This is a genomic window from Paenibacillus sp. FSL R5-0701 (assembly GCF_037973995.1).
In the GTDB taxonomy this organism is placed as follows: Bacteria; Bacillota; Bacilli; order Paenibacillales; family Paenibacillaceae; genus Paenibacillus.
This window is the reverse complement of sequence record NZ_CP150230.1, coordinates 1,692,802-1,719,709: the sequence shown is the minus strand read 5'-3', so window position 1 is coordinate 1,719,709 and position 26,908 is coordinate 1,692,802. Positions and strand designations below refer to the sequence as shown.

The following is a 26,908-nucleotide window of genomic DNA, read 5'->3' as shown; positions in this document are numbered from 1 at the left end:
CTCATCTGTAGTTATCGTTAATTATCGTATCACGGTAGCTGAATACTGGTTTTTGCGATGCTTCGTTCGTTATTGGAAAGAATAGCTATACGAATTAAACACTGGAATGGCAATAGACGGATGACCTGCTTTCGCGCATATATCCCCAAATATAACCAGGAAATATTATCGCATCTAATCGATTACAGTCTATAGCGTAATTAATCCCTTGATTCTGTATAGTCCTATTATCATCTTTATTTCCTCCCCATCTTGTCGGTCTCAGATAACTAATCTGTATACACGAATCCTTAGTCACGATAACACCCCACTATGCTGATCAACGTTGAGGTAGGGTGTTATATAGAAATAACTTTTTTTAATTCTGTTAATCTTTTATCTTGAATAATTCACTATAGATTTCACGCAGCTCAGTTGAGTTATCATGCCACTTAATGGGTTTACCATTGATGATTTGGACCAATACATCCAGACACCTATGCCATCCTGCTGCGGTATTCACTGCCCATGAATCATCGTTAAACGTATGGGTAAAGATCATTCGACATCCTTTATCTTCTTTCTGCAATGAAATGTTAACCTGATCATCAACTTCACGGAAACCAAATACATATGGCTTCTCTAGCTCAGTAATGATCCCCTCATATGTCGTTCCTTCACCATCATCGAAGGCAATCTTACCACCAAGTCTGAGATCCATCTTTCCTGTTGAGAAAGGATACCATTGGGCGAAGGAATTAGGCTTCGTGATCACAAGAAAAACATCTTCTGGATTATGATGAAGAAATCGTTCAAACCTCAAAGCATACCGACCGTTTGACTCAAGTAATGCACCATATTCATTCACCTGTTCATCCTCCTTTTTCATCACATATATCCATGTTCAGGTTCACCAACATCAAAACCTAATATTTTTGACGCTTCCAACTTGAACGTTTCTATCCATGAAGTCCAATCATCGTTATTCATCTGTGCATAAAATGATAATCCACTAGGCTCAACGGATGCTTCAATGAAAACATCATCCTCTTCAGTTCCAAACCAATACGGAATTCCACTTTTATAACCAATCCACCCTGGCATCCGCTCATATACTTTAGAAACTTTAGCCCACACCTCATCAGGCAGGTCATATCTTATATTTAGATTGCAATTATGAGAGTTTATGTTGTTCATTTACATTCTCTCCTTCTACCTTAGACGTATATCAAAATTTATCCTATATATATAGGTAAAGTACCACACTTCTCCCACTACTTGATCAAGGATGTATCTCTTGTTCTTTATATACTATTTTCGTTTATAGTTTACCAAATATCTTCTCCCTTTAAGATTTCTTTCGTAGGCTGGTCTACAGCTAACCAAGTAGAAATATCCTCTTTTATTTTTCTCTTCCACGCTATTAAAAAATGTACTTGGCATATCTGGTGGGAATCAATCTCTGTCATAGATACTTCAATGCCTTGATCAGAATGTAAGACAAAACTATACTTCTCAAAAGCAGAGTTCAAAGCAAGAGATTTAGGAATCATATCACCTTGGTTTCTTTTTCCCATTATCAGTGGTTCTTCTTGGGTTCCTATGTGTAAGCGGTACTGTTCATTCTCATATTCGACAGCTTCAAGATTTTCTCCCGTGTCAGATCCGTAATCTTCCCAGCTGTATCCCTCTTTCCACGAAGCAGAAAAGCTACATGTGCTTACTCGATAATGTGTATTGGGTTTGATTCTAAATACGGCTCCCCAGCATTCCTCTACTACCTGAGGTGAAGAAAGATTATGGTTCAGATTACAGAGCACTAACTCGCAATCAAACGAGTCGTAGTAATATTGGTAGAGTGATCCGCCATGTTTGAGCTGAGCACAGTGACTAGGAAGATAAAATTCGCTGGAGACAGCAAGAGAAAGTTCAATTGTTCCAAGAGGCGTATCTATTGAAGGTTTTATAAGATCAGTCCCTTGAATTAAGGCTTCTTTTCCACGAAAAAGCTTCATTATATCCCTCCTTATAGTCTTTCACTTAACTTCGTGAATCAGCGGTAATGCATCGTTATACCATACATTCTTTCAACATCTCTTCAAATCACTTCACATTAGCTCTCGCCTTCGTAAGAGTTACCTTCTAATCTTGATAATTTAAAAAGTATTTATTATATAGGTTGGGCTCCATTTCTTTTATTCTAATTCCATTCTCTCCTGCATCATCTATCCCTCTTATGTAGAAAAGACACTTAAAATTTTTATCAAAGACAATACAAGAAAAGTCCCAGTCTTGGTACCTATAATGATCTAATAAATCTTTCTTCGATTTGATATATGGTATAAAACTCATCTTATTTGAATTATCGATAATTTGTATCACATTATCTAACTTTAATATTTTATTTTTAGATAAGTAGGTATCGAGATCTTCTTCATGGTAAATGTCTAAAAATAAAATAGAATTATCTTCTATTAGTAATTCATCTAAAACTTTCGTGATATTACAATTTAGAATCTTAAAGTATGGAGGCGTTTTGATAATCTGTAATGGTTCCATCAGTTCTCCCCAAAAAGTTTTATTGATAACTTGTATCTACAAACCCTCACTACCCTTAAGAGTCCAGCGACTTGCCGCAATTCAGTAAGGTAGTGCATGGTTACCTGCTGACTCCATTTCTTCGAATATCCTCTATAGAGCAAGAAGTGAAAGCAACACGGCGTAGATATGTTGTTATTAAGATATTAATTTCCTTACAAGAAATACTTATAAATTATATTTCGTTTTCATTCTTTCATATAACTTATAATCCGCATTTCTATTTACAATCTCTCCAATTAACTCTTTCCATTTGTTTTCAATCCACTTAGGACTTTGTTCTTTCAGAATATCCTCGTTAAATTGACTATCGATATACTCCAAATCTCGTTTAAGCACTCCAATATCCTTAATCAGTTGATTTCTCGATTCTTTTTCTAGCGATACCTTATTCGATAAAATGTCGTCTGTGATTTCAACACTTATATACGTATACATATCTTTAAACACATTATAGATTAAATCGGTTGATGATAATTGAGCTTCCTTGAAGTCGGAATTCAGAAATACAAATGATTCTTCACCAACTTTCAAAGTTACCGCCACATTTCCTAAGGCATGTATGACTGTTTCCTTCGAAGAGTCGTCCTCTAAGCTTTTTATCACATTATCTAAATTATAGATTGATTCTTTTATACCAATTTCAGTTCCATGATTTAGTTTAACCGTGTATTCAACTTCTTGATTGTCTTTGTACGCTTTGAATTGATAGTTGAAGTACATGCTTATTATCAATCCAACTATTAATACAATTATTGCAGCATTTTTTCTCATTGAATCACCTCTTACTAGTGCCTGAACTACGTATATGATAACCCATATTGTTACATTTACGAAAGGAAATTGGCGAATAAAGGAGATTTATTAGTTTACTCAACCCCTTATCCAATCGATCCAATGAGCTTTAAATACGATGAATATATGCAGGGTTTTACAGAATGCGAGTACGCAGTGGAACCTTTCATTATAGTAATAAAACAAAAAGGTCCTTCTTCATCCCATAGGGAATCCGAAGACCTTCCGATGCATTTGGAACCTATCAACTTTAAAAAAGGTAGAGCGTATCGCTTCGCCACATCATCTGAATGTCATAACTTCGTGGATTGACATTCAGGCTTTCTACATTACAACCCTGTGCCGATCTTTGTTGCAGCAGAATCTGCATACCACTGTTCGAATATCTCAGCTCAGCATGCTGTGCTCCCTCCGGTCTCTGAAGTCCAAACGGTCAGCTTCCTCCATCCTGTGAATGTATCGTCGCAATGCTTCTTTATGCGTCTCCAATTCATCCATTCGGCTGGATGTCCCGTTCAGGAAAGATTGCATTTTGAATCCTAGCGTTGTGGCAGCATTTCCTGCCCAATCTTGCTCCAGTCTACTATGTAATGAACGCATCTTCTGCTCCTGCTGCACTAAGCGCTTCTGCAACTGCTCACATTGCTGAACGGCTCTTCTCAGATCGGATAAAGATACCGATATTCTTCCCATGTCAATTACCTCCCGTTAAGAACTGGTCTGCTTGAACGAAATCTTCGTGCTTGCGTTCAATGTACTCGGCAATCTCGCTGATGGATTCCTGATACCAACGGTTAATTCGTTCCAGTGTCGCCGTAGCTTCGTAAGCGATTGACGTGAAGGAATGGCTTTCACTTGTGGAAGTATAAGCCTCGAACATTCGGATGGAAGCTTGTGCATCATTGGAAAACCCGCTCAGACTAAGGCGCATTTCCTTGGCTGCCTGTGCCAATTCCTCCGGCGTTAGTCGGATTGTCCCACCACCTTGACCTGACTTTCCATTGGATACAGCCGCAATCAAGGGAGCCACAAACCCTCCAACGAGGTTTGACAAAGCCATCCGTGATTCCTGATAAGCATTCCAGCGTGGTGAGATGTCAATTTGTTTCCCCGTGGCGCGATCGATAAGTGGACCGACCAAGTTTCCCTGTTCATCAAACTGATACTGGTTCATCGAGTGATATCCTTTGCCTTCTTCCTTGGAAAACGAGTCCATCAATCGAACAATATTACCGACCTGAAACTTGTCTAGGTCGATATCAATTGGGAAATTGTATGTTACTAACGGGCCGCTGGGCCCCATCGGACTAATCGGTACCATGAGCTGGAATTGCAGCCTCCAGTTTTGGTACATCGCATTGGCCGAGTCAAAATCCTGGCCTTTGTAGTACGTGCTGCCAACATGTCTGTCATATTCAAAAAGTCCTCCTGCACCTACTGAATCGTTTGGCTGAACGATGTTTACCACTTTTTTATCATAGTAACCTTCGTTCACTTTCGCCAAGCTTGCATCGTCCAGCAGATTGGTTACACTCGGAGCACTGTATGTCATGGCCGACAAATCCTGTCGCGCTGCCACATATTGCGCTAAACCACCTCCAAGCGAATGTCCCGTAAGAGAGATACTTTCGTCAGGATATTTTGCTTTGACTTGTTCATAAAGTACTTCCGCCTGATGAAATTGGTTGTTCTCCCAATCGATATCGTCCTTAATGGATTGAATAAAACTTTTCTTGAAAATGTTATGATGATTAGGATCAGTTACGGCATCCTCCAGTTCTCTGGTACGTCCACCTAAAACATCGAACACATCTGTTTCGTAATCGGCCGCTCTACCAAGCCAGCTCCCATCTGGCTCCGTTCCGCGGTAACCGATGACAATCTGATTCGTCTGATTGTTGTGGAGGATGACGGAATCAAAACCCGACACTTTATTGTGGAGCTTAGCACCTTCAGGTTCAATGACCTTCCATTGTGCATAATCACCCTCCTCCGTAAGGGATGTTCCAGCAGTAACGTTTTTCTGGTAGGCTAAGTCAGATATTTCCTTATACAACTCATCGCTAATGTAATCGTTCCGCATAAGTACCTCCTGAATTGAACATTTCAATATGATTATGTAAACTAGTGATAATTCAATCTTTATAGTATATTAATACCAGTATATGAAAGTAGAGGTGTCCCTTTTGAGAAAACCTTTCTTCCTGTTTGTAATCTTAATTATCTCATCTCTCTTGCTTGGAGCATGTGCCTCCAAAGAGGAAAAGATGATTGTATCCTCCGCCGAGAAGTTCGCTGCAAATTATATTCTCGAAAAGTACGGTGAAACCGTTCGTTTTACGGAGTATAGATTCTCTCCTCCCGATTTAAGCAAGTCGTTAGGCCTCCACGGCTACATTGAAGGCGATAAGAAAAAGAAGGTATTTGTTTTCGTGAACTACGATCCTTTAAGTATTAAGACACTATCGCTTCCTGAAGGTATATCCAAAAAATCAAATTCCAAATAGAGGGTTGAAGTTATTTTAAAACGATCAATCGATATAAACACTTTTGAAATTATAGGGAATATATGGATTGTATCTTTCGTCAATTACTTCTGTCAACGTTCCCCACAACAATAAAATGAAGAAACAAATGATACAGAAATAGAGGAGTCACATCAGAACTCCCCCTCATCCCAACAACGCCTGCTCGATCTGATCCACAATCCCCTTAACACCTATCGGCCCATAACAACCGATCCATGTCGCGGCATCTACGGAGTGTATTTGCTGTCGCTCATCCGTATCAAGCATCCCCCAGACACGTTGCTCTGTGGCAGATATTCCATCTTGCATAAACTCATTACTCAGCAAAAAGTAGTGGCTAGCTTGTACAGCCGGTAATCTCTCAACCGAGATATGATAGGCCGTGTCGGAAGTATCTGCTACAAACAACGGAACGGGCAACCCCAGATCCCGGTACAACACAGCGCCTGTGCGATGAGCAGCAGAATGGACGCGCACGAGGGAATCGAGTGGACGAATCAATGCCACACTTTTTCCTGCCAGTACAGAGGACAATTCCTCGGATAGCAAAGCTGTTCGGCGATGATAATTCGCGATAATCTGCTTGGCCTCTGCTCGCTTGTCTGTCAGTTCACCGAATAGACTCAGGATGGTCTGCCAGTTTTCATTACGCTTGAACATCAGCACTGGAGCGATCCTACCTAACCGTTCAAGATACTGCTCATGAACCTCGGTGCAGATAATCAGATCCGGCGCAAGTCGCTCTACCGCCGGGAGATCGGGGTATTCATACGTACCAAGTAATGCTGTATGCTGGAGTCCTGACCGGAGTGATTGAGGGAACGTTAACACGGTACTTCCTAATCCGACACTCCCTACCGGAGACAAGCCCAGTGCAAGCAAATGATCAGCATATTGCACATCGAGGACAGCGATACGCTGTGGTATTTCGGTGACGGTGTACTCCCCGCGCTTATGGCAGATGACCGGGCCTTCGGCTGATTGATAGGAAGAAGCTTTGCGATTTTGCAGCAAAGCATTCGCATAATCTGCATCTCTTCTCGAAGCGGCGGCATGCCGGTAATGTAGCGGTGGGACACCATTATATTTTTTAAATGCCCTACTGAAGTAATACATATCGCGATAGCCCATTTTTTCTGCAATTTCACCGATGGAAGCATCCGTATGACGCAGCATGCGTGAGGCACTTTCCATACGCAGCTGAATGACGTATTCCATCGGTCCAAGATGCTTCTCTTGTTTGAATCGTCGCTGCAGCTGTCTTACACTACAGCCCGCTAGGGCTGCCAGCTCTTTTAGCTCCAAGTTTTGACGATAGTGCGATGTGATATAAGAAGCGACTACATCCACCATGTCGGACTCCGCTCCCCCTTGACCACGTTCATACGCCATGATCAGCTCGTAGATCATTCCTTGGAGCAAAGCGTTGGCATAAAAACGTTCCAGTCCTTCACCGCGGCGCCATTTGGCAACGATTTTTTCGGCATTTTCGATCCATTCCGCATGGGCTGCCGAGTTTTGAACAAATGACCTGCGCAGCGGATGCTTGCGATATGAAGGCACAACAAGAGAGGCTCCCTCTATGGAAGAAGCCTTGTACATAATAACAATATAATGAATGTCCTCTGATCTGGCCGTCAGCGTAAAGGATGATCCCTTCACCACATGACAGGCAAAAGAAGCTCCAATGTGGCTATCCTCGCCATTCATTGCAAGCTCCCCTTCCCCTCCATATGCCAGCAGCAGCACATTTGAAGTTAAATCCGTTTCGTGTAAAACGCTGCCTGTCTGCAAAGTACCGCTATACCCATCAAGCATCTTGATCGTTGTATCACTCCATAGACTTGTCTGTTCTTGCAGCGGCATTTTTCTCATCTCCTGACAATAGCAAAGGTAAAGTTGTTGCTGTTGTCATTTTAGTTGAGATTCTTTCTCATTGTCAATTTTCGGACATTTGAGACAATATTCGCCTGACATCTGGTAATAGAAACAGCAGGTAATCCGCTCGCTTTTGGCAACATGCACATTGTCCTTACAATCGGTGAAGCGGGTTAACGGATTCTTCCTCTCACCAAACACTTCCCCGGATGCCACCTGCGTCAGATATGAAAAGTCCTCTCGAATGATCTTACTTTCCTGCTCAGTCTCGGCTTCATCAGGAGCGAATAGTCGGCCGATACGTACCATGATATTCTCCCAGAGAATACTCATCGAAAGAGGCGCAATCGCAGCAAGCGTCTTTAACAGGGGTGTAAGCTGTCCCGCAAAAATCTCCTCGAGCATCTTTTCCCGCCACGCTGCCCTGTCTCCCGTTAGTCCTTCAGCCTGAAGTCCATTCACCGATAGAAAAGGAAACCTTGTACCGCCCTCATGATCTGAGAGGGCCGGATGATAGAGATAACTGTTTTCCAGCTGAAACGTCACATGCTGATGATGAAAAGTCATCGCGGTCACCAGCGGAGCTGTCCACAGATAACCGATACGCTTGGCTAACATCGAAGCAGCAACCTTCATGTCAGGCGCATCGATGTACTCCTGTAACCAACTGATGTACTCCCGGCATGCCGCTTCGTCATGCAGCTCACTTAGAGCAATGGTACGGACACTATGTTCAGGCGGTTCACCGAGCAAGATCGAATGATCCTCCACTGTCTCTTTCCATAAGTCTGTCGAGAGATATGGGTTCATATTAATTCGATCCGAGCAGGGCTTCCGATGCCTGATCTACAATAAGATTAATCGCAAGAGGTCCGTAATATGCAATCCAAAGTGTTGAGTTTACGTCATACGTGCGGTTATTTTTCACAGCATCAAGGGACTTCCACACGGGATTACTCACCATAGCCTCTGCCTCTGCCGCAAACAGCTCATCCGACAGCACAAAATAACGATCTGCCCCAATGTCAGGAACCTTCTCCATCGAGATTTCAACGGAACCATCTTCATTAATCTCCTGTACCAAAGCAGGCATCTTCAGCCCCAAGTCATTGTACATAATACCGCCAATGCGGTGCTCAATACCGTGAACACGAATTCCTTCTTTTCGTGGACGAATGATCGCCACCGTTTCATCACCCAGCTTCTCTGACAATTTTGTCTTCAGCCCGGCGATTTTCTCTTCATACGCTGTACGCACTTTCTCTGCCTCGTCCTGCTTGTCTGTAATCTTAGCCACTGTAGCTAACGTATCCCGCCAGTCTTCGTAGAAATCGAGTACCAGGGTAGGAGCAATTTTACTTACACCCTCATATTGCTTCTCTTGAAAGTCGGTCATGATGATCAGATCTGGGTCGAGTGCTACAATCGCTTCCAGGTTAGGCTCGTCCCGTGTACCCAGAACTTCTACGCCATTCGGTTGGTCTCCTAAATATTCTGGAAAATCGGTATTCCCTCCTGCAATAACACTTCCTGCTGGCTTCTCGCCAATCGCTAACATCTGATCCAAGAACTTAACATCAAGAATTGCAATTCTCTTCGGTTTTTCGTTTAGAGTAATGTCACCCTTCATGTGTGTGATCGTTACGGGAAAAGCCACGTCTGTCTGTGTTTCTGCACTCGCAGGTTTCTCCGCTGGCGTTACCGCAGACGGATTGCCGCTATCTGTACCTGTTCCAGCACCGCAAGCCGTCAGGACAAGAATAAGGGCTAACATCAAGCCCATGAATAATCGTGATTTGTGAGCAGTATATGCCTTGCTTCCGGCAGCCTGCCTCCTTGTTCCTTGATTCATGATGAATCCCCCTTATGTATAATACTGATAATGATTTTCATTATCGAAACATAAAGAGAGTATAAACGATCTCCGCATCGCGTTACCATGTACTTTTGCGACATTTGAGCCGGACTAATGCGACATCGTAAGCCGCTTATCCGCCCTTTAATGTCTCAGCGATATACGCTTGCAGTCGGTAAATGTCTGAAAGAAGCTCTTCTTCTTCTGGCGTATTTCCATACTCCCCTAGCCAGCGCGGTGTGCGGATATGCCACTCGTTAGACATGTATTGTTGTTCATCCCGATACGCTATAATGTGCTCCAAGAAATAATCTAAAGAGCCGAAGGATTGTTTACCAGTATCGTTGATAATGGATTGTGTCTTTTCAATGATTGACTGTAACATGTATTGGATATGATCTTCCGGATTCATAGCGTTTATTTCCATCGGTAACCTCCACCTATCTCTACAAAAAAAATGAATTAGTATATTATTTAAATGAGCCTAATATTTCTAAATGTAGAATTCTGTTCTGATTAAATACAATAAATCGATGCCCAATGAGTATTGAGACATCGATTCATATCATCTAATTATGAGGTGAATAATGAATATGCGACCAAACATGAAGTATAGCATTATTGTTAGCGCAGTTATTATTGTTGTTATTCCTTTTATCATTGGATTTTATATGTTGAACAAGGTTGTCGATCCTAACGAGACAATGGTTACAAGAACTGAAGTTTCTCCTGAGCTTATTACTATACAAGGTGGATTTGCAGACAGTATTAGCAGATATCACGGCTACTACCTCTCACATCATAACAATTCACTTTTCATTCAGATTAAAGGTAGTAAACTTCCTATCGGTGGTAGTAAAGACTTCACAATTTCATTTTCTAATACTTATGGGAGTGTTGATGAAATCTACTTATTAGGTCCTGGCAACTCTAAGAAAAAGATTTGGCCAAATCCCTAACTTTCATTGGAATGGATATCATTTGATCTGACGCAATCAGCAGCAGTCTCTTAGTCTCTTCTACTTAACTTCTTAAATGCCGAGTATTCCTGATCAGACTTCATATAACTTAATATCTCTTCCGCACATGCAGCTGCACTAAGCTCTTCCGTATTCACTTCCAGATCATATTCATCATAGGAGTAGATGTAGTCGAACTGGGAATGGGCAAGTCCAATCTCTCGATCTCCCCTGCTCTGCTCTCTTCTGGTGAGTTCTTCTTTTGAGCACTGCACGCCTACAAACAATATCGGATAATCCGATAGTAACTCATAAAAATCATTAAACCACTTGTCATTGCTGATGACCGTATCCAAGATGACATTCAAACCCATTTCCGAAAACAGCTTAATGGTTGCACAGTACAATGAATTGATAGGGTCGAACAGGATATCTGTCATCACTTGGTGTTCCACTTCTCTTGTTGGTTTCATATCTGGATATGTAGTATCGATGAATTGATCATAGTTATGCAGAAATTGATCTACAGATAGATGGTGAAACGGAACCTCTCCCTGATTTTTCATTTCCATCGCAATGCTTGTCTTCCCCGAACTTGACGTTCCGTTCAAAAATATAATGAGTCCTCGTTCCATATTGATCACCCTTATCTATAAAATTGGAAAACGCTATTCAGCCGAATTACCACTCTCTCCATTCTTCCGTAATATCTTCATTCTCCTGAATGTCTAATCCAGCCAGCCTAACCGCCTTGTCTATAAAATCAGCCAATTCTTCACGTTCCATCGTTTCAATAAAGTAACCATTGGCCTCATTCATTTCATTAAACCTAACCACAACTTCTTCTACAGCCTTGATCATGCGCTCAAAATCTTTCGTTTCTTGTAATGCTATTAATTGGTGCAAATATGTATCCAGGGCTTGATCAGACATGAGTAATCTCTCTTCTGTGAAAAGCTCATCTCCGTGTTTAACCATTCTTTCATTCCATAACTTCGTTGGTTTTTGATGAAACAAGTTTTGTAACGTCATTGGAGTCACCCCTTAGAATTCAAATATATCTATACTTTACCTGTAACTAAAATTATGAACAAGCGTTCTAGCCTATTCACTTTCACACTATTCGCCCCATAGCCTTGTCACGTTCTCTAATTCCATCTCGTCATATTGTAATCGATAAATGTCCGGTTTTTTGGTTTGATTCATAAAATCCAATCCGTAACTCGAATCAAAGTAGTTCATCATCAACGTCAGTACATGTCCGTGTGTGCCGATCGCCACTTTTTCACCCTTGTATTCTTCTAAAATCTGTTTCAACACGCCCACTGCTCTATTCTGACAAACCGTGTTCGACTCCCCTCCTGGCAATGCATAATCCGGGTCATCAAACATCTTCTTCGAAGCAGGCTCGAACTCTTCATCCGCAATCATATCATCTGAAAAATGTCTTTCCCGCAGATCCTCCATGATCTGAATATCTAATCCTAACGCTGCTGCCACACCTTCTAAGGTTAGAATAGCCCTGGCATAAGGACTTGAGACAATGGCATGTATTCCTTCATTCTTTAATATTTCCGTTATTCGTTCTGCATTCATCTTGCCCTGCAGGGTAAGTCCCCTCGTTCTTTCCGTTCCTTCCGTATACGGTGACTCCGCATGCCTAACCATATAAACGATGGTCTTCATAGGACCCTCCTTGAATTTCTTGTATCAAAATTTATGGTCACACTTTAGGTCCTTCAACATATTTTGTCTTTCCGTTCCAAAATCAATGAAAGGTGCCACCATATTTTAGATTCTGAATTAATTCAGGATTGATATTCTGTTAGACATTTAATTTACAATAATTTTCAGATATGTGTATAGTAGAAATGAAGCAAGATGTTTTCAAAAGAAGTTAAATCTGACGGAGAGGATGAGATCATGTCTTTTTTCAAAAGGAAGGTTGTACTAGTCTCTTTACTCATATTGGCTATCTCTGCTGTTGCAATCGCTTACGTAAATGGTCAATCGAAACCGGACGTGCCCATTCATCACGTCGTCAACCTTTCAGCCAATTCTTTAACATTTCATGAAATAGATAAGCTGGATGCATTCGCTGAACTGATCGTTATTGGTTATGCAATAGAAGATTTCAGAGATCGAGAGCATGTTATTACTGCATTTGATGATGGGACCATGCAATCCTTTCACACCAACACAAACATCAAGATTGAAAAGATATTGAAGAAGCCTGACGATTACCCTTCAGATCAGAACGAATTGACAATCATTGAACCCGTTAGCCTCGAAGGAGACGTCAAATATACAGTCGATGACTATGTAGAACTGCAGAAGGGTGATCAAAGTGTGCTCTTTTTGATGAAAAATTCCTTTGGTAATTATGGATTAATCAATGATAACTTAGGCAAATTCAGCCTTGAAGGGATAACTCAATATAGTGTGCCTCAATCCTCCACTGCACAAGCGTTATCAAAATACGAAACTTTCCGTGATTCCGTTATGGAGAAGTACCATTTGAATTAAGGTTTTATCATACAACACTCATCCCTTTAACAGTTGTCTTAATCACCGGTAATAGCAGTCCTCTTCTATCTATTGCACTTCTTTATCTAGGCTTACGTCAAAGGATGAAGTTATCGATTTTTGTCTGTAATCATTGGGTATCACTTTAATCTCCACGTTTAGATGTATAGATTCAGGCAAAGTCATCTCAGTTATATTCTCATAACCGATGAAGTAATAATGCTTTTCGTCCAGTTCTATCAAACCTCCACCTGTTGAGCCAGAAGTTGAAATCAAATGTCCGTCACGATAAAGCTCACAAGCAATATTATATTCCTCCAAGCTGAACCCTCTCACTTCATATCCAACCTTGATTTGATTTTCCGTGTAATCAGCATTTCGTAAACTGATCTTACCGCCATCCACCATTTGGGTCTGAATTGCAATATTTGCTTCGGGCATCTCCGGTTTCCTTAATAGATAGCCTACTTTCAGGTACCATATAACTCCTAATACAACTACAGCAAGTACAATCATAACAATGAGTAACTTCTTTTCTTTTTTATCCATAATCCTAACTCCTTACATCGGAAAGCCCTTAAAACCTGTGTTTCAAATAATACATTATCCCTGCGCGATCAATATCATTATCCTAGAAATACATTGTTAATTCTGTCTCTATCATAATCTAAAATCCAATCGTAATATTCTGTATAGATATCCGTTAGAGCTTCTCTTGATGCTGAAATAACATCACAACCTCTATCATCATAGATATGAAATATCGTTTTCTTATTTATATTAATGAGATACACCCTATGATAAATCGTTGGCTTAATTCCAACATCATGATTACATATAGCTCTGATTAACTGATTATATTTCAAGTCCTCAACTCTACATTTAGTCCAGTACCTATACATGTTGTTCCTTGGGTCTGGGATTTCATCCGGTTCACAATCCAAACCTGAAAGTATCTCAAGTCTCAAGGCTCTAATCGGCTCTTTCTTCTTGATATATTTTCTATACAGGTTCAATTTCTTCACTTTGTGTTTAGGCTTATCTGCAAAATAAGCTTGAGTTATTAATAGAACTTCATCTTCTTGATTATGAAGAGCCTTAAATAATTCAAGTGATCGATGATAAACTTGTTCCATGTAATGCTCCGTATTCATTTCAAACATCAGAGGATTGCCAAGTTCGAATCGTATTGCAACATCCCAATTATAAAAAAGAGGCGGTTCTAAAGTCAGGTTTGGAAAATGCTCTGCCAGGTACGTCTTCAGATCCATTCTGTGGCCTCCAAATTCTCTTTAAAGATGAATGCCAGCTAAAGAGAATGAATCGGTCTCTTCAATGGTTTCAAGTTTGACATTCATATCTTTTAATGTTAATTATCTTACTCAACTCTCCAACTCTTTTTTTCGAAAAATTAATTCCAGAACATTCCGTTATGACCTTCGTCAACGATCTTGAGTTGTGTTTCAAAATCTTCGTTCGGTTCGATATCATCGATGAAATGCCATCTGCCTTTACTGTCCTGCCAATACACTTTCCATGCCTTCTCATCCAATCTGAACTGTGCTACCGGCATCTGTACCCATTGCTCGCTTCGAAAGGCTTGCCTTTCTTCAATCAACGTCACATGTTTTCCTCTGATTTTATAACTTATCTTCATCTGGCTTTTCACGTGCTCGGGTACTGCATTTTGGGTGTAATTATCCATAATCTTTTGAATGCGCTTCTTAGTAAAATCATCCATTTTCTATAGCTCTCCTGCCCTAATCGGTTTTGGTTTAATTATATCACGATGTTTTCTCAGACCTAAATGATGCTTTTAGTGATGTAAAAGGTAAAACGGAGCGCGGCTTATACAATGGCAAGCCGCGTCAGGGTGAGGTGCTGCGTACAATGGGTGCAGCACCTCATAGGGTTGCACCGCGTTTTAATAACCGCGGTGCTCAACATTCCAGCAGCATTACGGTGGACTACGCCGTGATGCATGCAATAAAAGCGCCACGACCGCATAGTCGTAGCGCTTCTCTCTGCTGCATGTCGCCAATTGGCCATGCAAGCTAACCCCAGACGCTGCATTTACATTGAAGCGGCTTTACGCTCCCAGCAGCAGCATGTAATACTGCGCCTGATGCCCTTCATGCTGCATAAGATCCATCCCCATAGATCAGTGGCTTTACGCTCCCTGTGGTATCGCAGGGATTGACCTTTTCCTCAGCCGATCTTCAGCACCTTTTTCCCTAAAACATGGCCTCAGCGTAAAGCTGATTCCTATATACATCCTTCATTCTATCTGACCGTTATTGCCACATTGCCTCTCTTACGCCCGGTATCCACATATCGGTGGGCCTCCACAATTTCATCCAAAGCATAGGTTCGATCAATGATCGGTTTTAGTTTGTTTTCCTCGATCAACTCTTTGAGAAAAAGTAAATCGGCTTCTTCCATTTTCGGAAGTCGACTGTTGTTTAGAAAAACACCATTGGGTGTTAGAATTTTTTGGCATTGTGAGGGTTTGGCTTTTATTACGGCATCATAAACGATATCGTATTTCGTTTCTGATTGCGTAAAGTCTTCTTCGGTATAATCGATTACTTTATCCGCTCCTATAGATTCTACCAATCCAAAATTACTTTTACTGCACACCGCTGTGACTTCTGCCCCATAGTATTTCGCAAGTTGAATCGCATACGTCCCTAGGCTGCCGGATGCTCCATTGATCAATATTTTCTGACCTGGCTTGATTTTTGCTTTTTGCAAATTTTTCAAAGCTGTAAGTGCTCCCGATGGAACGACCGCAGCTTCTTCGTAGGATAAATGGTTGGGCTTTATTGCAACCATTCCTTTTTTTTCACCGGTTCCGTTTTTCACTTTTTCAGGTAAACAAATGTATTCGGCATAACCCCCACAAAACCCTGTAAGCCCAAAGACCTTGTCTCCTTCCTTAAAGGATTGTACGTTTTTCCCTACCGACTCAATCACACCGGATATTTCCAGGCCAAGTATTAAATTTTTCCTGGGCTTGAGCATGCCGAATACAAGTCTCACCAAGAATGGATCAGCTCTTCGAATACGGGTATCGCCAATATGTGCTGTGGCTGCAAAAACTTTAATTAAAACCTCATGGTCTTTCGGTTTAGGCTTTTCCATCTCTTTCATCTGTAGCACTTCTGGCGGTCCGTAATTGGTGCAAATCACAGCTTTCATATGAACCCTCCTTAGTGTTTCTCTGCCTAGTTCGATCATTGTTTATACATCAGCAGCCATACTGTTGAGCCTTTTTTAACGTTTGATTGGTTGGGCCATGTTTGGGATTGATGTGACTTCAATAAATATGCTTCTGGGCCTGCTTTTAGTGCTATTCTAATAACCCGTTCATCTTCCAAATGTTGTTCCCATCATCCTATCCATTGCGATCACATCCCCAAGTAACAGCCGCAAGCTTTGATAAAACGGATCGTTTTTTCAACTGTACCATGATCTCGAACCGATAACCGTATTATTGATGCAGTAATATGTAAATCAACTTAAAGTAGGCCTTCGTTTAAACTGTACCCTATAAGGGTCATCCTTTTTTAAGTTCCATTGGTATCTGTAGTGGTTGTAATAGGTCATATGAGCCTTGATTTCTCGTTTGACTTCTTCCAGTTCCTCTGGCGTGACCTTGAAAACAAAAGGAAGGCCCTTCTTCATCCCATAGAGAATTAGACGACCTTCCGATGCTTTCGAAACATATGATTTTTTAAAAGGTGGAGCGGAGCGCGGCTTATGCAGTGGCAAGCCGCGTAAGGGTGAGGTGCTGCGCCCAATGGGGCAGCACCTCACGGGATGGCACGGCGTCCATAACCGCGGTGCTCGCCGTTGCAGCATCACGAGCGCATAGCCGTGATGCGTACAAAAAGCGCCACGACCGCTAAGCCGTGGCGCTTCTCCCGCTGCATGCCGCCAATCGGCCATGCAGCTAACCCCTAGGTCGCTGCATCTACATGGCAGCGGCTTCTTCTCCCAGCGGCAGCGTGTAATACTGCGCCTGCTGCCCTTCATGCTGCTGGTACACAACGACCAGCAGCGTCCGGCCTTTCGCGGCAAGCGGGCTGGCGCCAGCTAGCACACGCTCAAGCCGGAACGGAAGCACATCCAATACGGTGTGCTTCTGCAGTTCCTTTTCGCCGAGACCAAGGTCGGCGAAAGCACGGGCACCCATGACCGTCTGTGCGGTCATGGCCGAGGTCATCGGCAACGCACGCGAAGCGTTGCCGTCCACCATGTCCGCCGCTCCATCCGCGGCGGACCCTGTTGCGTCGCCCGAAGTGAGCGACGCTGCAACCCCGGCTTCGCTGCCGATTACACCCGCCGCATCTGCGGCAGAGTCTTCCTCGGCAGCAGCCGAACTTGCCCCAGCGGCACTCGGACCCGTGCCGCTGCTTTCCAACCAAGCCGTGCCTGCGGCGCCGGCAACACGTGGCAGACGAACATCTTCCGGACGTTCAGCCAACGTTTTCATATAACCCGCCCACTGGTCTTTCTGGAGCGGATCTTCCCACCAGATTTTGCGTGGTTTATATTTGTGGCCGAGGAAATAATCCAGCTTCATCAGGCCGAGTACGATATCCATATGCGGCGTATTCCGCGACTCCAGGAAGCTGTGCAGACGAGTAAACAGATCCTCAAGTTGGTGACCGATCTTCTGCCACCCCTGACCCTCCCAGTAATCCCCGAATGCCTGGAAGAAGTCAAATGGCGAATTGAACTCCTGCTCCATCAGATACTTCAGCGTATGGTCCATCCGGTGTGCGTTCCAGTATTTCTCCAGCACATCCTCCAGCCGCTTCAAGCGCACGATATCGCTGAACGGCAGCACATCGCTGCCCAGAATCTCATACGGCGCGTGATCCATGTACGTGTAGTTGTACTTCTCCGCATCCAGACGCAGACCCGTACCACGCAGCATTTTGAGGAATCCCAGCTGAAGCTCTTCCGGCCCCAGTGCAAACACATCATTAAATGTTTTGCGGAACGTATTGTAATCTTCCTCCGGCAGTCCGGCGATAAGATCCAGATGCTGGTCGATTTTGCCGCTGGCTTTGACTTTGTTCACCGTACGGCTCAGCTTCGTAAAGTTCTGACGGCGTTTCACCAGTTCATTTGTCGGATCATTCGTGGACTGAACCCCGATCTCGAAGCGGAATGTGCCCGGTGGCGCATTCTCTGCCAGATAATCCAGTACTTCGGGACGCATGATGTCCGCTGTAATTTCAAACTGGAACACCGTCCCCTGATGATTCTCGATCAGGAATTTGAACATTTCGAGCGCATAATCCCGCTTGATGTTGAACGTCCGGTCCACAAACTTGATCAGCTTCGCACCCTTCTCAATCAGGTACAGAATGTCCGACTTCGTCCGCTCAATATCGTAATACCGCACACCCACTTCAATACTAGACAGACAGAACTGACAACTGAACGGACAGCCCCGACTGGTCTCAAAATAAACAACCCGTTTCCCAAGATCCGGGATATCCTCTTCAAATCGGTGTGGTGAAGGCAGATCGTTCAGATCCGCTTTTGGCCGTCCTGGCATGAGAATGACCTCTTCCCCTTTGCGATACGCCAGTCCATAGACAAAGTGGAACTTCTTACTCCCTTCCAGCTCCATCAAAAGCTGATGCAGCGTCTCTTCCCCTTCACCCATCACGATGAAATCCACATTTGGAATTCGGTTCATCCAATATTCCGTGTCATAGGACACTTCCGGTCCGCCCAGCAGAATTTTCACGTCAGGCATAACCTTTTTCAGATTATCGATGACCTTGATCGTCTCTTCAATGTTCCAGATGTAACACGAGAAACCAATCACGTCCGCACCGCGCTGGTACAGATCAGACACAATATTCATCACCGGGTCCTTGATCGTATACTCCGCCAGGTCAATATCAAAATCCTTCTCACTGTACGCCTTCAGACAACGCAAGGCCAAGGAGGTATGGATGTACTTTGCATTTAATGTAGAAAGAATAACCTTCATGGTTCACAACCTTTGCCTGGACACCCAGACCATATTTTTTTTGGTAAAAAGAAAGCTGCACAGCCATCCTGCCCCGGATGCTGTTCATCTAAACCTCTTTTGAACTCGCCATTCCATGTCTCATGGACATATCCAACTTTTGTCTTTCAAAGAGTGGACACTCTTTTCAAAAAGACATATACATCTCGCTAAACCCAAACCACAACATACAGTATAAAAAAACGCACATCGAACCTACATATTGTATAAGATGCGGTCAGCCATTCCTAACGCCAATGTCCACCCTTTGAAAGACAATTCGCCACCATTTGTCCACTCTACAGAGACACGACAACCAACTTCAAACTCACTTCAATCTGTAAAATACCTCATTCGCATTCCATCCAAAATTCGATATCCACATATTACTGTCTTGAGCTTTGAAGCTTGAGACTCTAGCGTCGAACCTGTGCCAAACACTTTTCCCGTATCATGGATAAATCATCGACTTGCACGAAGCATATATATCAACTTTTAATCAATTAAGCTTTACGCGTCATGAACTTCAAAGACCTGAAAGCGCGAACGTAACAACAATCCTCACTTCATCCCAACCAGCCAAACTCGCTCATAATTGATCATAACTCACTCATACCTACTCATACTCGTAAAAAGCATCGTCATCCGTATCCACTTCTTCGCCCGATTGCTTCTGGAAAAACTCCAGGAACGGCAGTCCGTACTTGCGGTACTTGACCTCACCGACCCCTTTGATATCCAGCATGTCACGTTCTGTCTGTGGACATACCACACTCATCTCACGCAGGGTCGCATCATTGAAGATAATGTACGATGGCACATGCTCTTTCGCCGCCAGATCACGCCGGATCAGGCGAAGCTGTTCAAATACCGTCTCATTAACCGCAGATGGCATCGCATCGCGTCCGCGGCGTCCACCATAGTTCGTGCCCGAAGCCGTTGCCGCTGTCTTGCGGACGACACGCTGCATCACTTCACGCTGGCCTTTGAGCACTTCCACCGCAAGTGGTTGCAGACGCACAACCGGATACTGTCCCTCAGACAGCATCAGATATCCTTCGGATACCATCACGTTGATGATCTCCGAAATCTCACGCTCTGTCCGATTGCCCATCACGCCATAGGTTGGCAGAGAGTTGAAACCATAATCGAGTACCTTTTTGGCACGGGAGCCTTTGAGCACCGAAGCGACTAGCGATACACCATACCGTTCACGCATGCGGTGAATGCAGCTGAATATTTTCTGTGCATCAATCGTCATGTCTACCAACTCGCGGTCGTCCGTACAGGAACTGCAAGTACCGCAAGGTGTATCGTCATGCACCTCACCGAAATAATCCAGCTGCGCACTGCGCAGACAACGCGTTGTGTAACAGTAATCCACCATCTGTTGCAGCTTCCGGTAATCGTTCTGTTTGCGGTCGCCGTCCATCGGATTCTGCTCAATCAGGAACTTTTGGGTGATAATGTCTTGTGCCCCGAATAACAGAATACACTGGCTTGGCTCTCCATCCCGGCCTGCACGTCCGGCTTCCTGCACGTATGCCTCCATGTTCTTCGGCATGCTGTTATGAATAACGTAACGCACGTTCGATTTATCAATCCCCATCCCGAACGCATTGGTCGCCACCATCACTCGGATATCATCGTACAAAAAAGCTTCCTGGCTCTGGGACCGTTCATCGTCCGTCATCCCGGCATGGTAGCGTCCTGCGGGCAATCCCGCCTGCAACAAACGCTGATGCAGATCGTCCACGTCCTTACGAGTCGCGGCGTACACAATGCCCGGCTCGCTGGCATGCTCGCGCGCATAATTCAGGACAAAATCCTTCTTGCTCTCGCCACGCAGCACGCTAAACGCCAGATTATCCCGCCCAAGTCCGGTCACATATGTCTGCGGGTCCTGCAAACGCAGCAACCGCAGAATATCGCCCATGACCTCGGGCGTCGCTGTAGCCGTGAAGGCCGCAACCACCGGCCGCTCCGGCAAACTATCCACAAACGGTGCTACCGCCAGGTAGCTTGTCCGAAAATCATGCCCCCACTGCGATACACAGTGGGCCTCATCCACGGCAACGCAAGAGATCGGCAAATAGCCCATCTCCTCGCGGAACCAATCCAGCTCCAGTCGCTCAGGCGCGACATAGAGCAACTTCAGCTCACCGCGCTGCGCCGCGCGGATGCGATCATTCACTTCTTTGCCGCTAAGTGTACTATTAATATACGCGGCAGCAATTCCGGCGGTCGTCAACGCATCGACCTGGTCCTTCATCAATGAGATCAACGGGGAGACAACAAGCGTCAGTCCCGAATATAACAGAGCGGGGATCTGATAACAGATCGACTTACCGCCCCCGGTTGGCATAATACCCAACGTATCTTCACGTTCGAGCAGGCTGGCTACGATCTTTTTCTGTCCCTCACGGAAGTCGGGGTAGCCATAATATTTTTGCAGGAGACCCTGCGCTTCTTCTAATGTAGGTGTTTGCACACTCATGTAAAGACTCCTTACTTATCACCGGTGTTTTTCCACCAGCTTGGTCCGATCCGATTCTGACATCCGAAAGCGGCACATATGCCGCATCCTTGACAACAAAATGGCGTTCTCATGACTTGTCCGTCAAGCAAACGCCGCTCCCTTTAGTTTAACGGCCCAGCCCCGAATGAGCAACCGCGTTTTACTGTAAAACGTTTGAAGCCCCTTCATCAAAATAAAAACAACCGTCCTGCCCTAGTTGGACAAAACGATTGCATTCATTTCAACATACAATAAGAGCTTAATTAACAACTAGTTTGTACTGTATACGCTCCTAGCCTTTCAATGACTGTATCTCAGACTCAGTTAGCCCACTCAACCATAGAAGCTTCGTCATGCAAATACTTTGCCGCTCTTCATACAAACGACGTGCTTCACGATCCTGACTCAAGAACTCCAGCGTATCCATCGCTTTTTTCAACGTAGGTTCATTCATTGGCAGCAACGCCTCTTGCATTCATACGATAATACAATCCTTTCCTCTGCATCAGTTGTTCATGCGTTCCATCTTCGGCAATTCGGCCATGTTCCATCACAAGGATGCGAGAGCACTGACGAGCAACCTCCATGCGATGTGTGACAAGCAATCCTATCCTGCCTTTCATAAAGTTCAGCAAGTGATTCATCACGTTCTGTTCTGTCTGAATATCCAGTGATGACGTTGGTTCGTCCAGAATATATAGATCGGATGACCTCATAAAGAGTCTGGCAAGCGACAGTCGCTGTTGTTGGCCTCCAGATAGATTGGCACCTTTCTCATGCAACATTGCTGCGTATTGTCCTTCCTGTGCCTCAATATATTCATGCAAACCTGCCTGCTCTGCCGCAAGCTTTACTCTGTCCAATGTAACGTCTGAACTCAGACGAATATTATCTTCAATCGTTCCTGTAAAAAAAGTAGGTGTCTGCGGCATATACGTCAGTCTGGATTGGTTATCCATTTCTATATACTCTTCAACATGTTTATCACCCAGCAATATGCTTCCGTTTGTTGGCGGGATCAGCCCTGCACACACTTGGCACAGTGTAGATTTGCCAGCACCACTAGCGCCAACTACCGCAACCAGTTCACCAGGAACCAGATTAAGCGTAATCTGATCCAGAATGTTCCGACCACTGTCTTCATCGGTTAATGTAACCTGTTGAAGACGTAGCATAGCAATTTCTTTTTCTTTATGTGCCCCTTTTTGTGTACTCCCTTGATCTTGGTTACAAATTCCCTGTGCAAGTTCCTCGTGCTTGGTATTGGATGTGTCTGTCTTCTTGTTCTCCGCCAATTTCAACCATGCAGAGATACGTCCAAATGCACCCACGCTGGCTTGCATCTGACTCCACTGGCTGGACAAGCCGAGTACTGGCCACACTACCAGTTCAAACAGCAGACTACTTGCAACAACCATGCCCGGAGACAAAGTTCCCCTAGCCGCTGACAAAGCAATAAGGAACAACGCTGACAATTGAGCCAGACCAAACACCGCCATCGCCACGTTATCCGACATGCTCAGGGTCATCTGCAACTTAGCCTGAACACGATTCAGTGATTGCTGTTGTGTCCGAAAACGAGCGAGAAACCACGGTGAAGCATTATACATCTGAATCACCGGTATCCCTTCAACATACTGTTGGATCTGTTCCTGGGACTCGCCTTCCCTGGATTCGACCTCATCGGACAGATGTACAATTCGCTGATCATACAACCTCGCCGTAAACCAGATTGCCCCTGCACTTACCAAGGCGATAACCGCAACCCATGCATCTGCTCTGTACAAGTATCCCAGCGATAGAGCAATGATGAGTACAACCGTAACACCCTCTGCAATAGCCTCCACAACTTCTGCACCATGCTTGGTGTCTTCCTTGATACGAAGCATCACATCCCCGGACTTCTGTCTGCGCACCCAGGAATAGGGCATCCGGTTTAACAGTTTCAACAGATCCATGGACATATCCCGTTGCATCGATTCCTTGAGCCATACCAGCACATAACGATGCATCGCGAGTAAAACGATAAACCCTGACAGAATGGCGATAAAGATCATCGCCGTAGCGTTTAACTGCTCCTGTCCCCCATCATGAATAGCATCCACGAAGAATCCCTGTACAAAGGCAAGTCCCCAATCAAAGACCGCATCTGCTGCGATAAAAATGAGCAAGATCGCTACAGCTAATCCATAAGGTTTCATCCAGCGAAAAATAACGGGCCATACCGTTGCCAATGATACAGCTTGTTTTGGGTCATCTGGAACATCACTTTCGTTCATCTGATGATGAGCTTCATTTTCGATATTTTCATTTTCATTATTTTCATTTATCTCATAAGCTCCACTTTTCTCATGACTGCTCTTCATTTCAACTTCATCGGCATATGCTGCATCTTCGATCTTGTTACTCATGCTGTCCCTCCACTTCCGTATCCTGCTCCGCAATATAACTTCGATATCCGTTTGGACGATCCAGCAATTCACGATGAGTCCCCGTATCTTCGACGCGTCCCTGCTGAATATAGATGACCTGATCTGCCCGTTCTATCAGCGATAATCGATGAGTAACTGCAATAACCGTTGTGCCTTTGTCAGCAGTGATTCGGGCAAAGAGATCATTCAGTCGTTGCTCATGCCACGGGTCTTGAGATGAGGTCGGTTCATCCAACAATAGAATATCCGGGTTCCTCAGCATTGCTCTGGCTAGACTAATACGCTGAAGCTCACCACCCGACATCGTCCCGCCTTGCGGCTGAAGCTCTGTCCCATAGCCGGGCGATTGACGCATAATCGCGTCATGTGCATGCGTCATATGGGCCGCAACCTTTACTTGATCGGCAGATATCCCCTCTTGTCCAAAAACAATATTCTCTTCCACTGTACCTGTGAAAATAAAGGCTTGTTGCGGAACATACACCTGATTGACATTCCCTGTCTGAACTTCGTGCATATCCTTCAGTGAATTCTTCTGATTCATGACCTGGATCGAACCAGTAACAGATGTATCTAATCCGGCTATTAATTTCAATAACGTGGTCTTTCCACATCCACTTGGCCCTGTAATTACAGTAAGCTTTCCTTTCTTGGCCTCAAAAGAAATATCTGTTAACACTTCTTCTTGCTCCGCATACCTATAAGACACATGCTGTACGTTGATCCCAGCTGGTTTAGATTGCTTTTCAATTTCACCTGAACCCGGTTCGGATCGTACATATGTATTTGTACTGGTATTAGCAACCGTGTTCTTTCTCTCCAAATCCAACACTTCAAAGATTCTGGACGCATGAGAAGCCGAACCAATAAAATCATTCCACAACCCAGATAATGATTCAATCGGACGAGTTAACTGACTGCTTGCTACCAGAAAAGCTGCCAATCCGCCTACATCCATATGTCCATTCAGGACCTGCATGCCGCCTAGATAGAGAATCAGAATCATGCCACCATACGTCGAGACCCGTCCGGCTGCTTCCGAAAGTCGTTGTAACACAGATACAGACATCGTATGTCTGAACACTTGATCCATTCGATCTTTAAAATGATGGTGTACATAACCCGCGAGTCCGTAACTTCGGATCTCAACTGGGGCTTGGATGATCTCAGTTAGTATCTCATCTCTTGACGCTGCGCTGGCATTCAACTGATCATGCTGTCTTTGTAGACGTTTACCAAGTCCTACCGTTACAAGAGGATAGATCAATGTGAATGCAATGATAGCCAACGACAGCGGCAAGTTCACCCAACTGAAGTAAGCAAAGGCAAGAATCAGCTGAATGATATTTTTCGCGAGTTCAATGCCATGTTGGTTGATCCCCTTCTGTGCTTCCTTGGCTGAAGTCCAGATCCTAGAGGTTAGGTCACCTGTATGATAATGTGCCAGATCACGTGTCTCTGTGTTGCTAAAGGATGAGAGCAGTAGAGACTGCACAGACAATAATGTCTTTTGCTGGAATAACGTCTCGACCCTCGTCATGAATGCGGTTACAATCAATCGTAATACTACAATGCTAACGCCTATGATCAACCCTGAGTAGAGTAACGAAAACTGTCCTTCAGTCGCGCCTTTGACCAGTCTTCGAATCGATTCCAAATAACCGACCTCAATCAGTGAGACCATACAGGCAGCGAAAAGTAACAGAATGATGAACATACGGTACTTGCCCGTTAGTGTCCATAATCGAGTTAACATGCCTAACGTTGTATAAGTTCTTTTGTCAGCAAACATGGATGGTTTCTCCAATCTTGTCATTAAATTATGTACTTGGTTATGATATCATCGGTGATAAGGAAAAAATGAACATTTATTGCTGTAAGTACTATTAGAAGTAGGGAGATTGATATGCAACACGATCTGCTAGACACACTGGATAAGCTATTTGACTACATAGAAGACCATATTCAAGACAAATTAACGCTGGATCATCTGGCATCTGTGACTCATATATCCAAATTCCACCTGCATCGCATGTTCAAACATGTAAGCGGACAATTGCCTGGAGAATACATTCGCTCACGCAAATTAGCACGCAGCCTGGAGCAATTGGTGAATCTGAACTGGAAGATTATCGATATCAGCGGACATTACGCTTTTGAACATGAACAATCCTACATACGTGCTTTCAAACAAGCCTTCGGCATTACACCCCTGCAGTATCGCAAACAGGGAGCTGGAAACCTTGAATTCACAGCCCGCATGACTTCGTCCATGATCACAACGCTTCCATATGGATATATTTTCAAACCAACGTATGTACGAAAACCGGCTATGAAACTCATTGGGCAACGATCCCACATTCGGTATGCAGACAATGAAGAACACTATGAAGCCAATTCAGCAGGCAACGACTTTTTTGAAAAACACTTTCATTCGATTCCTAACGTGCTGCAACCCAACGTATATATCGGATTTACCAATGAGATTAACGAGGATTACAGTACATATCAGCCGTCTGTAGAGGTCACCAGTCTGGATCATATCCCTGAAGAACTGGACGGAATTGAGGTCCCGGCCAACCAGTATGCTGTATTCAAATTTGTCTGTGATTTCCATCCAAGTCTCATCAATATTGATCATCTGGACAGTGTCTGGACATTTATCGATGAATATTGGCAGAGCCATTCGGGGTACGAGAAGAGTGATCCCTACTATTTTGAAAAAATTGATGGCAGTCTGGCTCAAGACCACTACGGAGAGTTGGACATTTATATTCCTGCAAAGCAAATATCACTGTAAGCT

Annotated in this window: 29 protein-coding genes; 4 read left to right on the top strand and 25 right to left on the bottom strand. The window is 44.0% G+C overall.

The window, feature by feature from the left end:
- Positions 1-367 precede the first annotated feature (367 nt).
- The 7 genes from MKZ13_RS07940 to MKZ13_RS07910 all read right to left on the bottom strand — a co-directional run bounded on the left by MKZ13_RS07940 (position 368) and on the right by MKZ13_RS07910 (position 5,455).
- Positions 368-847, bottom strand: coding sequence for an SRPBCC family protein (locus MKZ13_RS07940; protein WP_339183117.1), 480 nt, complete (start codon positions 845-847; stop codon positions 368-370).
- A 20-nt stretch (positions 848-867) separates the two neighbouring features.
- On the bottom strand, positions 868-1,176 hold the full coding sequence (locus MKZ13_RS07935) for a hypothetical protein (RefSeq protein WP_339183115.1): 309 nt from the start codon (positions 1,174-1,176) through the stop codon (positions 868-870).
- 131 nt (positions 1,177-1,307) lie between these two features.
- Positions 1,308-1,994 (bottom strand): hypothetical protein, encoded by a 687-nt coding sequence (locus tag MKZ13_RS07930; RefSeq protein WP_339183113.1) that lies wholly within the window; start codon positions 1,992-1,994, stop codon positions 1,308-1,310.
- Between the two features lie 127 nt (positions 1,995-2,121).
- Entirely contained in the window at positions 2,122-2,538 is a 417-nt protein-coding gene (locus tag MKZ13_RS07925) for a hypothetical protein (RefSeq protein WP_339183111.1), read from the bottom strand.
- A 207-nt stretch (positions 2,539-2,745) separates the two neighbouring features.
- On the bottom strand, positions 2,746-3,351 hold the full coding sequence (locus MKZ13_RS07920; RefSeq protein WP_339183109.1) for an oxidoreductase: 606 nt from the start codon (positions 3,349-3,351) through the stop codon (positions 2,746-2,748).
- A 408-nt stretch (positions 3,352-3,759) separates the two neighbouring features.
- Positions 3,760-4,065, bottom strand: a complete 306-nt coding sequence (locus tag MKZ13_RS07915; RefSeq protein WP_339183107.1) for a WXG100 family type VII secretion target — start codon at positions 4,063-4,065, stop codon at positions 3,760-3,762.
- A gap of 1 nt (position 4,066) precedes the next feature.
- Entirely contained in the window at positions 4,067-5,455 is a 1,389-nt protein-coding gene (locus MKZ13_RS07910; protein ID WP_339183105.1) for a hypothetical protein, read from the bottom strand.
- 82 nt (positions 5,456-5,537) lie between these two features.
- Here MKZ13_RS07910 and MKZ13_RS07905 point away from each other — a divergent pair, with 82 nt between their 5' ends.
- Complete coding sequence (locus MKZ13_RS07905) at positions 5,538-5,879, top strand: hypothetical protein (RefSeq protein WP_339183103.1); 342 nt, start codon at positions 5,538-5,540, stop codon at positions 5,877-5,879.
- Between the two features lie 165 nt (positions 5,880-6,044).
- Here MKZ13_RS07905 and MKZ13_RS07900 read toward each other — a convergent pair whose 3' ends face one another.
- The 4 genes from MKZ13_RS07900 to MKZ13_RS07885 all read right to left on the bottom strand — a co-directional run bounded on the left by MKZ13_RS07900 (position 6,045) and on the right by MKZ13_RS07885 (position 10,060).
- Positions 6,045-7,766: a helix-turn-helix domain-containing protein gene (locus MKZ13_RS07900; protein ID WP_339183100.1), complete on the bottom strand. Its 1,722-nt coding sequence runs from the start codon at positions 7,764-7,766 to the stop codon at positions 6,045-6,047.
- 45 nt (positions 7,767-7,811) lie between these two features.
- The gene (locus MKZ13_RS07895) at positions 7,812-8,588 is read right to left on the bottom strand and encodes an IucA/IucC family C-terminal-domain containing protein (RefSeq protein WP_339183097.1); all 777 of its coding nucleotides are present in this window, start codon (positions 8,586-8,588) and stop codon (positions 7,812-7,814) included.
- A 1-nt stretch (position 8,589) separates the two neighbouring features.
- The gene (locus MKZ13_RS07890; protein ID WP_339183095.1) at positions 8,590-9,630 is read right to left on the bottom strand and encodes an iron-siderophore ABC transporter substrate-binding protein; all 1,041 of its coding nucleotides are present in this window, start codon (positions 9,628-9,630) and stop codon (positions 8,590-8,592) included.
- 136 nt (positions 9,631-9,766) lie between these two features.
- Positions 9,767-10,060 (bottom strand): hypothetical protein, encoded by a 294-nt coding sequence (locus MKZ13_RS07885; RefSeq protein ID WP_339183092.1) that lies wholly within the window; start codon positions 10,058-10,060, stop codon positions 9,767-9,769.
- Between the two features lie 160 nt (positions 10,061-10,220).
- On the opposite strand from MKZ13_RS07885, the gene MKZ13_RS07880 reads away from it, so the two are divergent.
- Positions 10,221-10,592 carry a hypothetical protein gene (locus tag MKZ13_RS07880; RefSeq protein ID WP_339183091.1) on the top strand — a complete coding sequence of 124 codons (372 nt, stop codon included), beginning with the start codon at positions 10,221-10,223 and terminating at the stop codon, positions 10,590-10,592.
- 50 nt (positions 10,593-10,642) lie between these two features.
- On the opposite strand, the gene MKZ13_RS07875 is transcribed toward MKZ13_RS07880, so the two are convergent.
- The 3 genes from MKZ13_RS07875 to MKZ13_RS07865 form a co-directional block, all read right to left on the bottom strand.
- Positions 10,643-11,227, bottom strand: a complete 585-nt coding sequence (locus MKZ13_RS07875) for an AAA family ATPase (protein ID WP_339183090.1) — start codon at positions 11,225-11,227, stop codon at positions 10,643-10,645.
- Positions 11,228-11,273: 46 nt separating this feature from the next.
- Positions 11,274-11,624, bottom strand: a complete 351-nt coding sequence (locus tag MKZ13_RS07870) for a hypothetical protein (protein WP_339183088.1) — start codon at positions 11,622-11,624, stop codon at positions 11,274-11,276.
- An 87-nt stretch (positions 11,625-11,711) separates the two neighbouring features.
- On the bottom strand, positions 11,712-12,278 hold the full coding sequence (locus MKZ13_RS07865; protein ID WP_339183086.1) for a histidine phosphatase family protein: 567 nt from the start codon (positions 12,276-12,278) through the stop codon (positions 11,712-11,714).
- A 237-nt stretch (positions 12,279-12,515) separates the two neighbouring features.
- Here MKZ13_RS07865 and MKZ13_RS07860 point away from each other — a divergent pair, with 237 nt between their 5' ends.
- Positions 12,516-13,118, top strand: coding sequence for a hypothetical protein (locus MKZ13_RS07860; protein ID WP_339183083.1), 603 nt, complete (start codon positions 12,516-12,518; stop codon positions 13,116-13,118).
- Positions 13,119-13,187: 69 nt separating this feature from the next.
- On the opposite strand, the gene MKZ13_RS07855 is transcribed toward MKZ13_RS07860, so the two are convergent.
- The 11 genes from MKZ13_RS07855 to MKZ13_RS07805 form a co-directional block, all read right to left on the bottom strand.
- A complete protein-coding gene (locus MKZ13_RS07855) occupies positions 13,188-13,667 on the bottom strand; it encodes a hypothetical protein (protein WP_339183081.1) in 480 nt (159 codons plus the stop codon).
- Positions 13,668-13,744: 77 nt separating this feature from the next.
- The gene (locus MKZ13_RS07850; protein ID WP_339183079.1) at positions 13,745-14,389 is read right to left on the bottom strand and encodes a DUF3885 domain-containing protein; all 645 of its coding nucleotides are present in this window, start codon (positions 14,387-14,389) and stop codon (positions 13,745-13,747) included.
- A 140-nt stretch (positions 14,390-14,529) separates the two neighbouring features.
- Complete coding sequence (locus tag MKZ13_RS07845) at positions 14,530-14,859, bottom strand: DUF3024 domain-containing protein (protein ID WP_339183077.1); 330 nt, start codon at positions 14,857-14,859, stop codon at positions 14,530-14,532.
- 542 nt (positions 14,860-15,401) lie between these two features.
- Positions 15,402-16,319 carry an NAD(P)-dependent alcohol dehydrogenase gene (locus MKZ13_RS07840; protein WP_339183074.1) on the bottom strand — a complete coding sequence of 306 codons (918 nt, stop codon included), beginning with the start codon at positions 16,317-16,319 and terminating at the stop codon, positions 15,402-15,404.
- A gap of 35 nt (positions 16,320-16,354) precedes the next feature.
- On the bottom strand, positions 16,355-16,498 hold the full coding sequence (locus MKZ13_RS07835) for a hypothetical protein (RefSeq protein ID WP_339183071.1): 144 nt from the start codon (positions 16,496-16,498) through the stop codon (positions 16,355-16,357).
- A gap of 136 nt (positions 16,499-16,634) precedes the next feature.
- On the bottom strand, positions 16,635-17,069 hold the full coding sequence (locus MKZ13_RS07830; RefSeq protein ID WP_221823554.1) for a hypothetical protein: 435 nt from the start codon (positions 17,067-17,069) through the stop codon (positions 16,635-16,637).
- 25 nt (positions 17,070-17,094) lie between these two features.
- On the bottom strand, positions 17,095-19,137 hold the full coding sequence (locus MKZ13_RS07825; protein WP_339183068.1) for a B12-binding domain-containing radical SAM protein: 2,043 nt from the start codon (positions 19,135-19,137) through the stop codon (positions 17,095-17,097).
- Between the two features lie 634 nt (positions 19,138-19,771).
- Positions 19,772-21,652: a DNA helicase RecQ gene (gene recQ, locus MKZ13_RS07820; protein WP_036610632.1), complete on the bottom strand. Its 1,881-nt coding sequence runs from the start codon at positions 21,650-21,652 to the stop codon at positions 19,772-19,774.
- A gap of 313 nt (positions 21,653-21,965) precedes the next feature.
- Complete coding sequence (locus MKZ13_RS07815) at positions 21,966-22,127, bottom strand: hypothetical protein (protein ID WP_339183066.1); 162 nt, start codon at positions 22,125-22,127, stop codon at positions 21,966-21,968.
- A complete protein-coding gene (locus MKZ13_RS07810; RefSeq protein ID WP_339183065.1) occupies positions 22,120-24,084 on the bottom strand; it encodes an ABC transporter ATP-binding protein in 1,965 nt (654 codons plus the stop codon). The genes MKZ13_RS07815 and MKZ13_RS07810 overlap by 8 nt, the downstream gene beginning before the upstream one ends.
- A complete protein-coding gene (locus MKZ13_RS07805; protein ID WP_339183064.1) occupies positions 24,077-25,897 on the bottom strand; it encodes an ABC transporter ATP-binding protein in 1,821 nt (606 codons plus the stop codon). Before MKZ13_RS07805 ends, MKZ13_RS07810 begins: the two co-directional genes overlap by 8 nt.
- Before the next feature lie 114 nt (positions 25,898-26,011).
- Here MKZ13_RS07805 and MKZ13_RS07800 point away from each other — a divergent pair, with 114 nt between their 5' ends.
- Entirely contained in the window at positions 26,012-26,905 is an 894-nt protein-coding gene (locus MKZ13_RS07800) for a helix-turn-helix domain-containing protein (RefSeq protein ID WP_339183062.1), read from the top strand.
- Positions 26,906-26,908 lie beyond the last annotated feature (3 nt).

Excerpts from the sequence above, each read along its gene's own strand:
- MKZ13_RS07895 (WP_339183097.1), bottom strand. The coding sequence starts at position 8,588 with ATGAACCCATATCTCTCGACAGACTTATGGAAAGAGACAGTGGAGGAT.
- MKZ13_RS07880 (WP_339183091.1), top strand. The coding sequence starts at position 10,221 with ATGAATATGCGACCAAACATGAAGTATAGCATTATTGTTAGCGCAGTT.
- MKZ13_RS07910 (WP_339183105.1), bottom strand. The coding sequence starts at position 5,455 with ATGCGGAACGATTACATTAGCGATGAGTTGTATAAGGAAATATCTGAC.
- recQ (WP_036610632.1), bottom strand. The coding sequence starts at position 21,652 with ATGAGTGTGCAAACACCTACATTAGAAGAAGCGCAGGGTCTCCTGCAA.
- MKZ13_RS07830 (WP_221823554.1), bottom strand. The coding sequence starts at position 17,069 with ATGGCCGATTGGCGGCATGCAGCGGGAGAAGCGCCACGGCTTAGCGGT.
- MKZ13_RS07800 (WP_339183062.1), top strand. The coding sequence starts at position 26,012 with ATGCAACACGATCTGCTAGACACACTGGATAAGCTATTTGACTACATA.
- MKZ13_RS07875 (WP_339183090.1), bottom strand. The coding sequence starts at position 11,227 with ATGGAACGAGGACTCATTATATTTTTGAACGGAACGTCAAGTTCGGGG.
- MKZ13_RS07810 (WP_339183065.1), bottom strand. The coding sequence starts at position 24,084 with ATGAGTAACAAGATCGAAGATGCAGCATATGCCGATGAAGTTGAAATG.
- MKZ13_RS07915 (WP_339183107.1), bottom strand. The coding sequence starts at position 4,065 with ATGGGAAGAATATCGGTATCTTTATCCGATCTGAGAAGAGCCGTTCAG.
- MKZ13_RS07815 (WP_339183066.1), bottom strand. The coding sequence starts at position 22,127 with ATGAATGAACCTACGTTGAAAAAAGCGATGGATACGCTGGAGTTCTTG.
- MKZ13_RS07850 (WP_339183079.1), bottom strand. The coding sequence starts at position 14,389 with ATGGATCTGAAGACGTACCTGGCAGAGCATTTTCCAAACCTGACTTTA.
- MKZ13_RS07860 (WP_339183083.1), top strand. The coding sequence starts at position 12,516 with ATGTCTTTTTTCAAAAGGAAGGTTGTACTAGTCTCTTTACTCATATTG.
- MKZ13_RS07870 (WP_339183088.1), bottom strand. The coding sequence starts at position 11,624 with ATGACGTTACAAAACTTGTTTCATCAAAAACCAACGAAGTTATGGAAT.
- MKZ13_RS07890 (WP_339183095.1), bottom strand. The coding sequence starts at position 9,630 with ATGAATCAAGGAACAAGGAGGCAGGCTGCCGGAAGCAAGGCATATACT.
- MKZ13_RS07885 (WP_339183092.1), bottom strand. The coding sequence starts at position 10,060 with ATGGAAATAAACGCTATGAATCCGGAAGATCATATCCAATACATGTTA.
- MKZ13_RS07865 (WP_339183086.1), bottom strand. The coding sequence starts at position 12,278 with ATGAAGACCATCGTTTATATGGTTAGGCATGCGGAGTCACCGTATACG.
- MKZ13_RS07845 (WP_339183077.1), bottom strand. The coding sequence starts at position 14,859 with ATGGATGATTTTACTAAGAAGCGCATTCAAAAGATTATGGATAATTAC.
- MKZ13_RS07905 (WP_339183103.1), top strand. The coding sequence starts at position 5,538 with ATGAAAGTAGAGGTGTCCCTTTTGAGAAAACCTTTCTTCCTGTTTGTA.
- MKZ13_RS07840 (WP_339183074.1), bottom strand. The coding sequence starts at position 16,319 with ATGAAAGCTGTGATTTGCACCAATTACGGACCGCCAGAAGTGCTACAG.
- MKZ13_RS07855 (WP_339183081.1), bottom strand. The coding sequence starts at position 13,667 with ATGGATAAAAAAGAAAAGAAGTTACTCATTGTTATGATTGTACTTGCT.
- MKZ13_RS07900 (WP_339183100.1), bottom strand. The coding sequence starts at position 7,766 with ATGCCGCTGCAAGAACAGACAAGTCTATGGAGTGATACAACGATCAAG.
- MKZ13_RS07925 (WP_339183111.1), bottom strand. The coding sequence starts at position 2,538 with ATGGAACCATTACAGATTATCAAAACGCCTCCATACTTTAAGATTCTA.
- MKZ13_RS07920 (WP_339183109.1), bottom strand. The coding sequence starts at position 3,351 with ATGAGAAAAAATGCTGCAATAATTGTATTAATAGTTGGATTGATAATA.
- MKZ13_RS07935 (WP_339183115.1), bottom strand. The coding sequence starts at position 1,176 with ATGAACAACATAAACTCTCATAATTGCAATCTAAATATAAGATATGAC.
- MKZ13_RS07805 (WP_339183064.1), bottom strand. The coding sequence starts at position 25,897 with ATGTTTGCTGACAAAAGAACTTATACAACGTTAGGCATGTTAACTCGA.
- MKZ13_RS07930 (WP_339183113.1), bottom strand. The coding sequence starts at position 1,994 with ATGAAGCTTTTTCGTGGAAAAGAAGCCTTAATTCAAGGGACTGATCTT.
- MKZ13_RS07825 (WP_339183068.1), bottom strand. The coding sequence starts at position 19,137 with ATGAAGGTTATTCTTTCTACATTAAATGCAAAGTACATCCATACCTCC.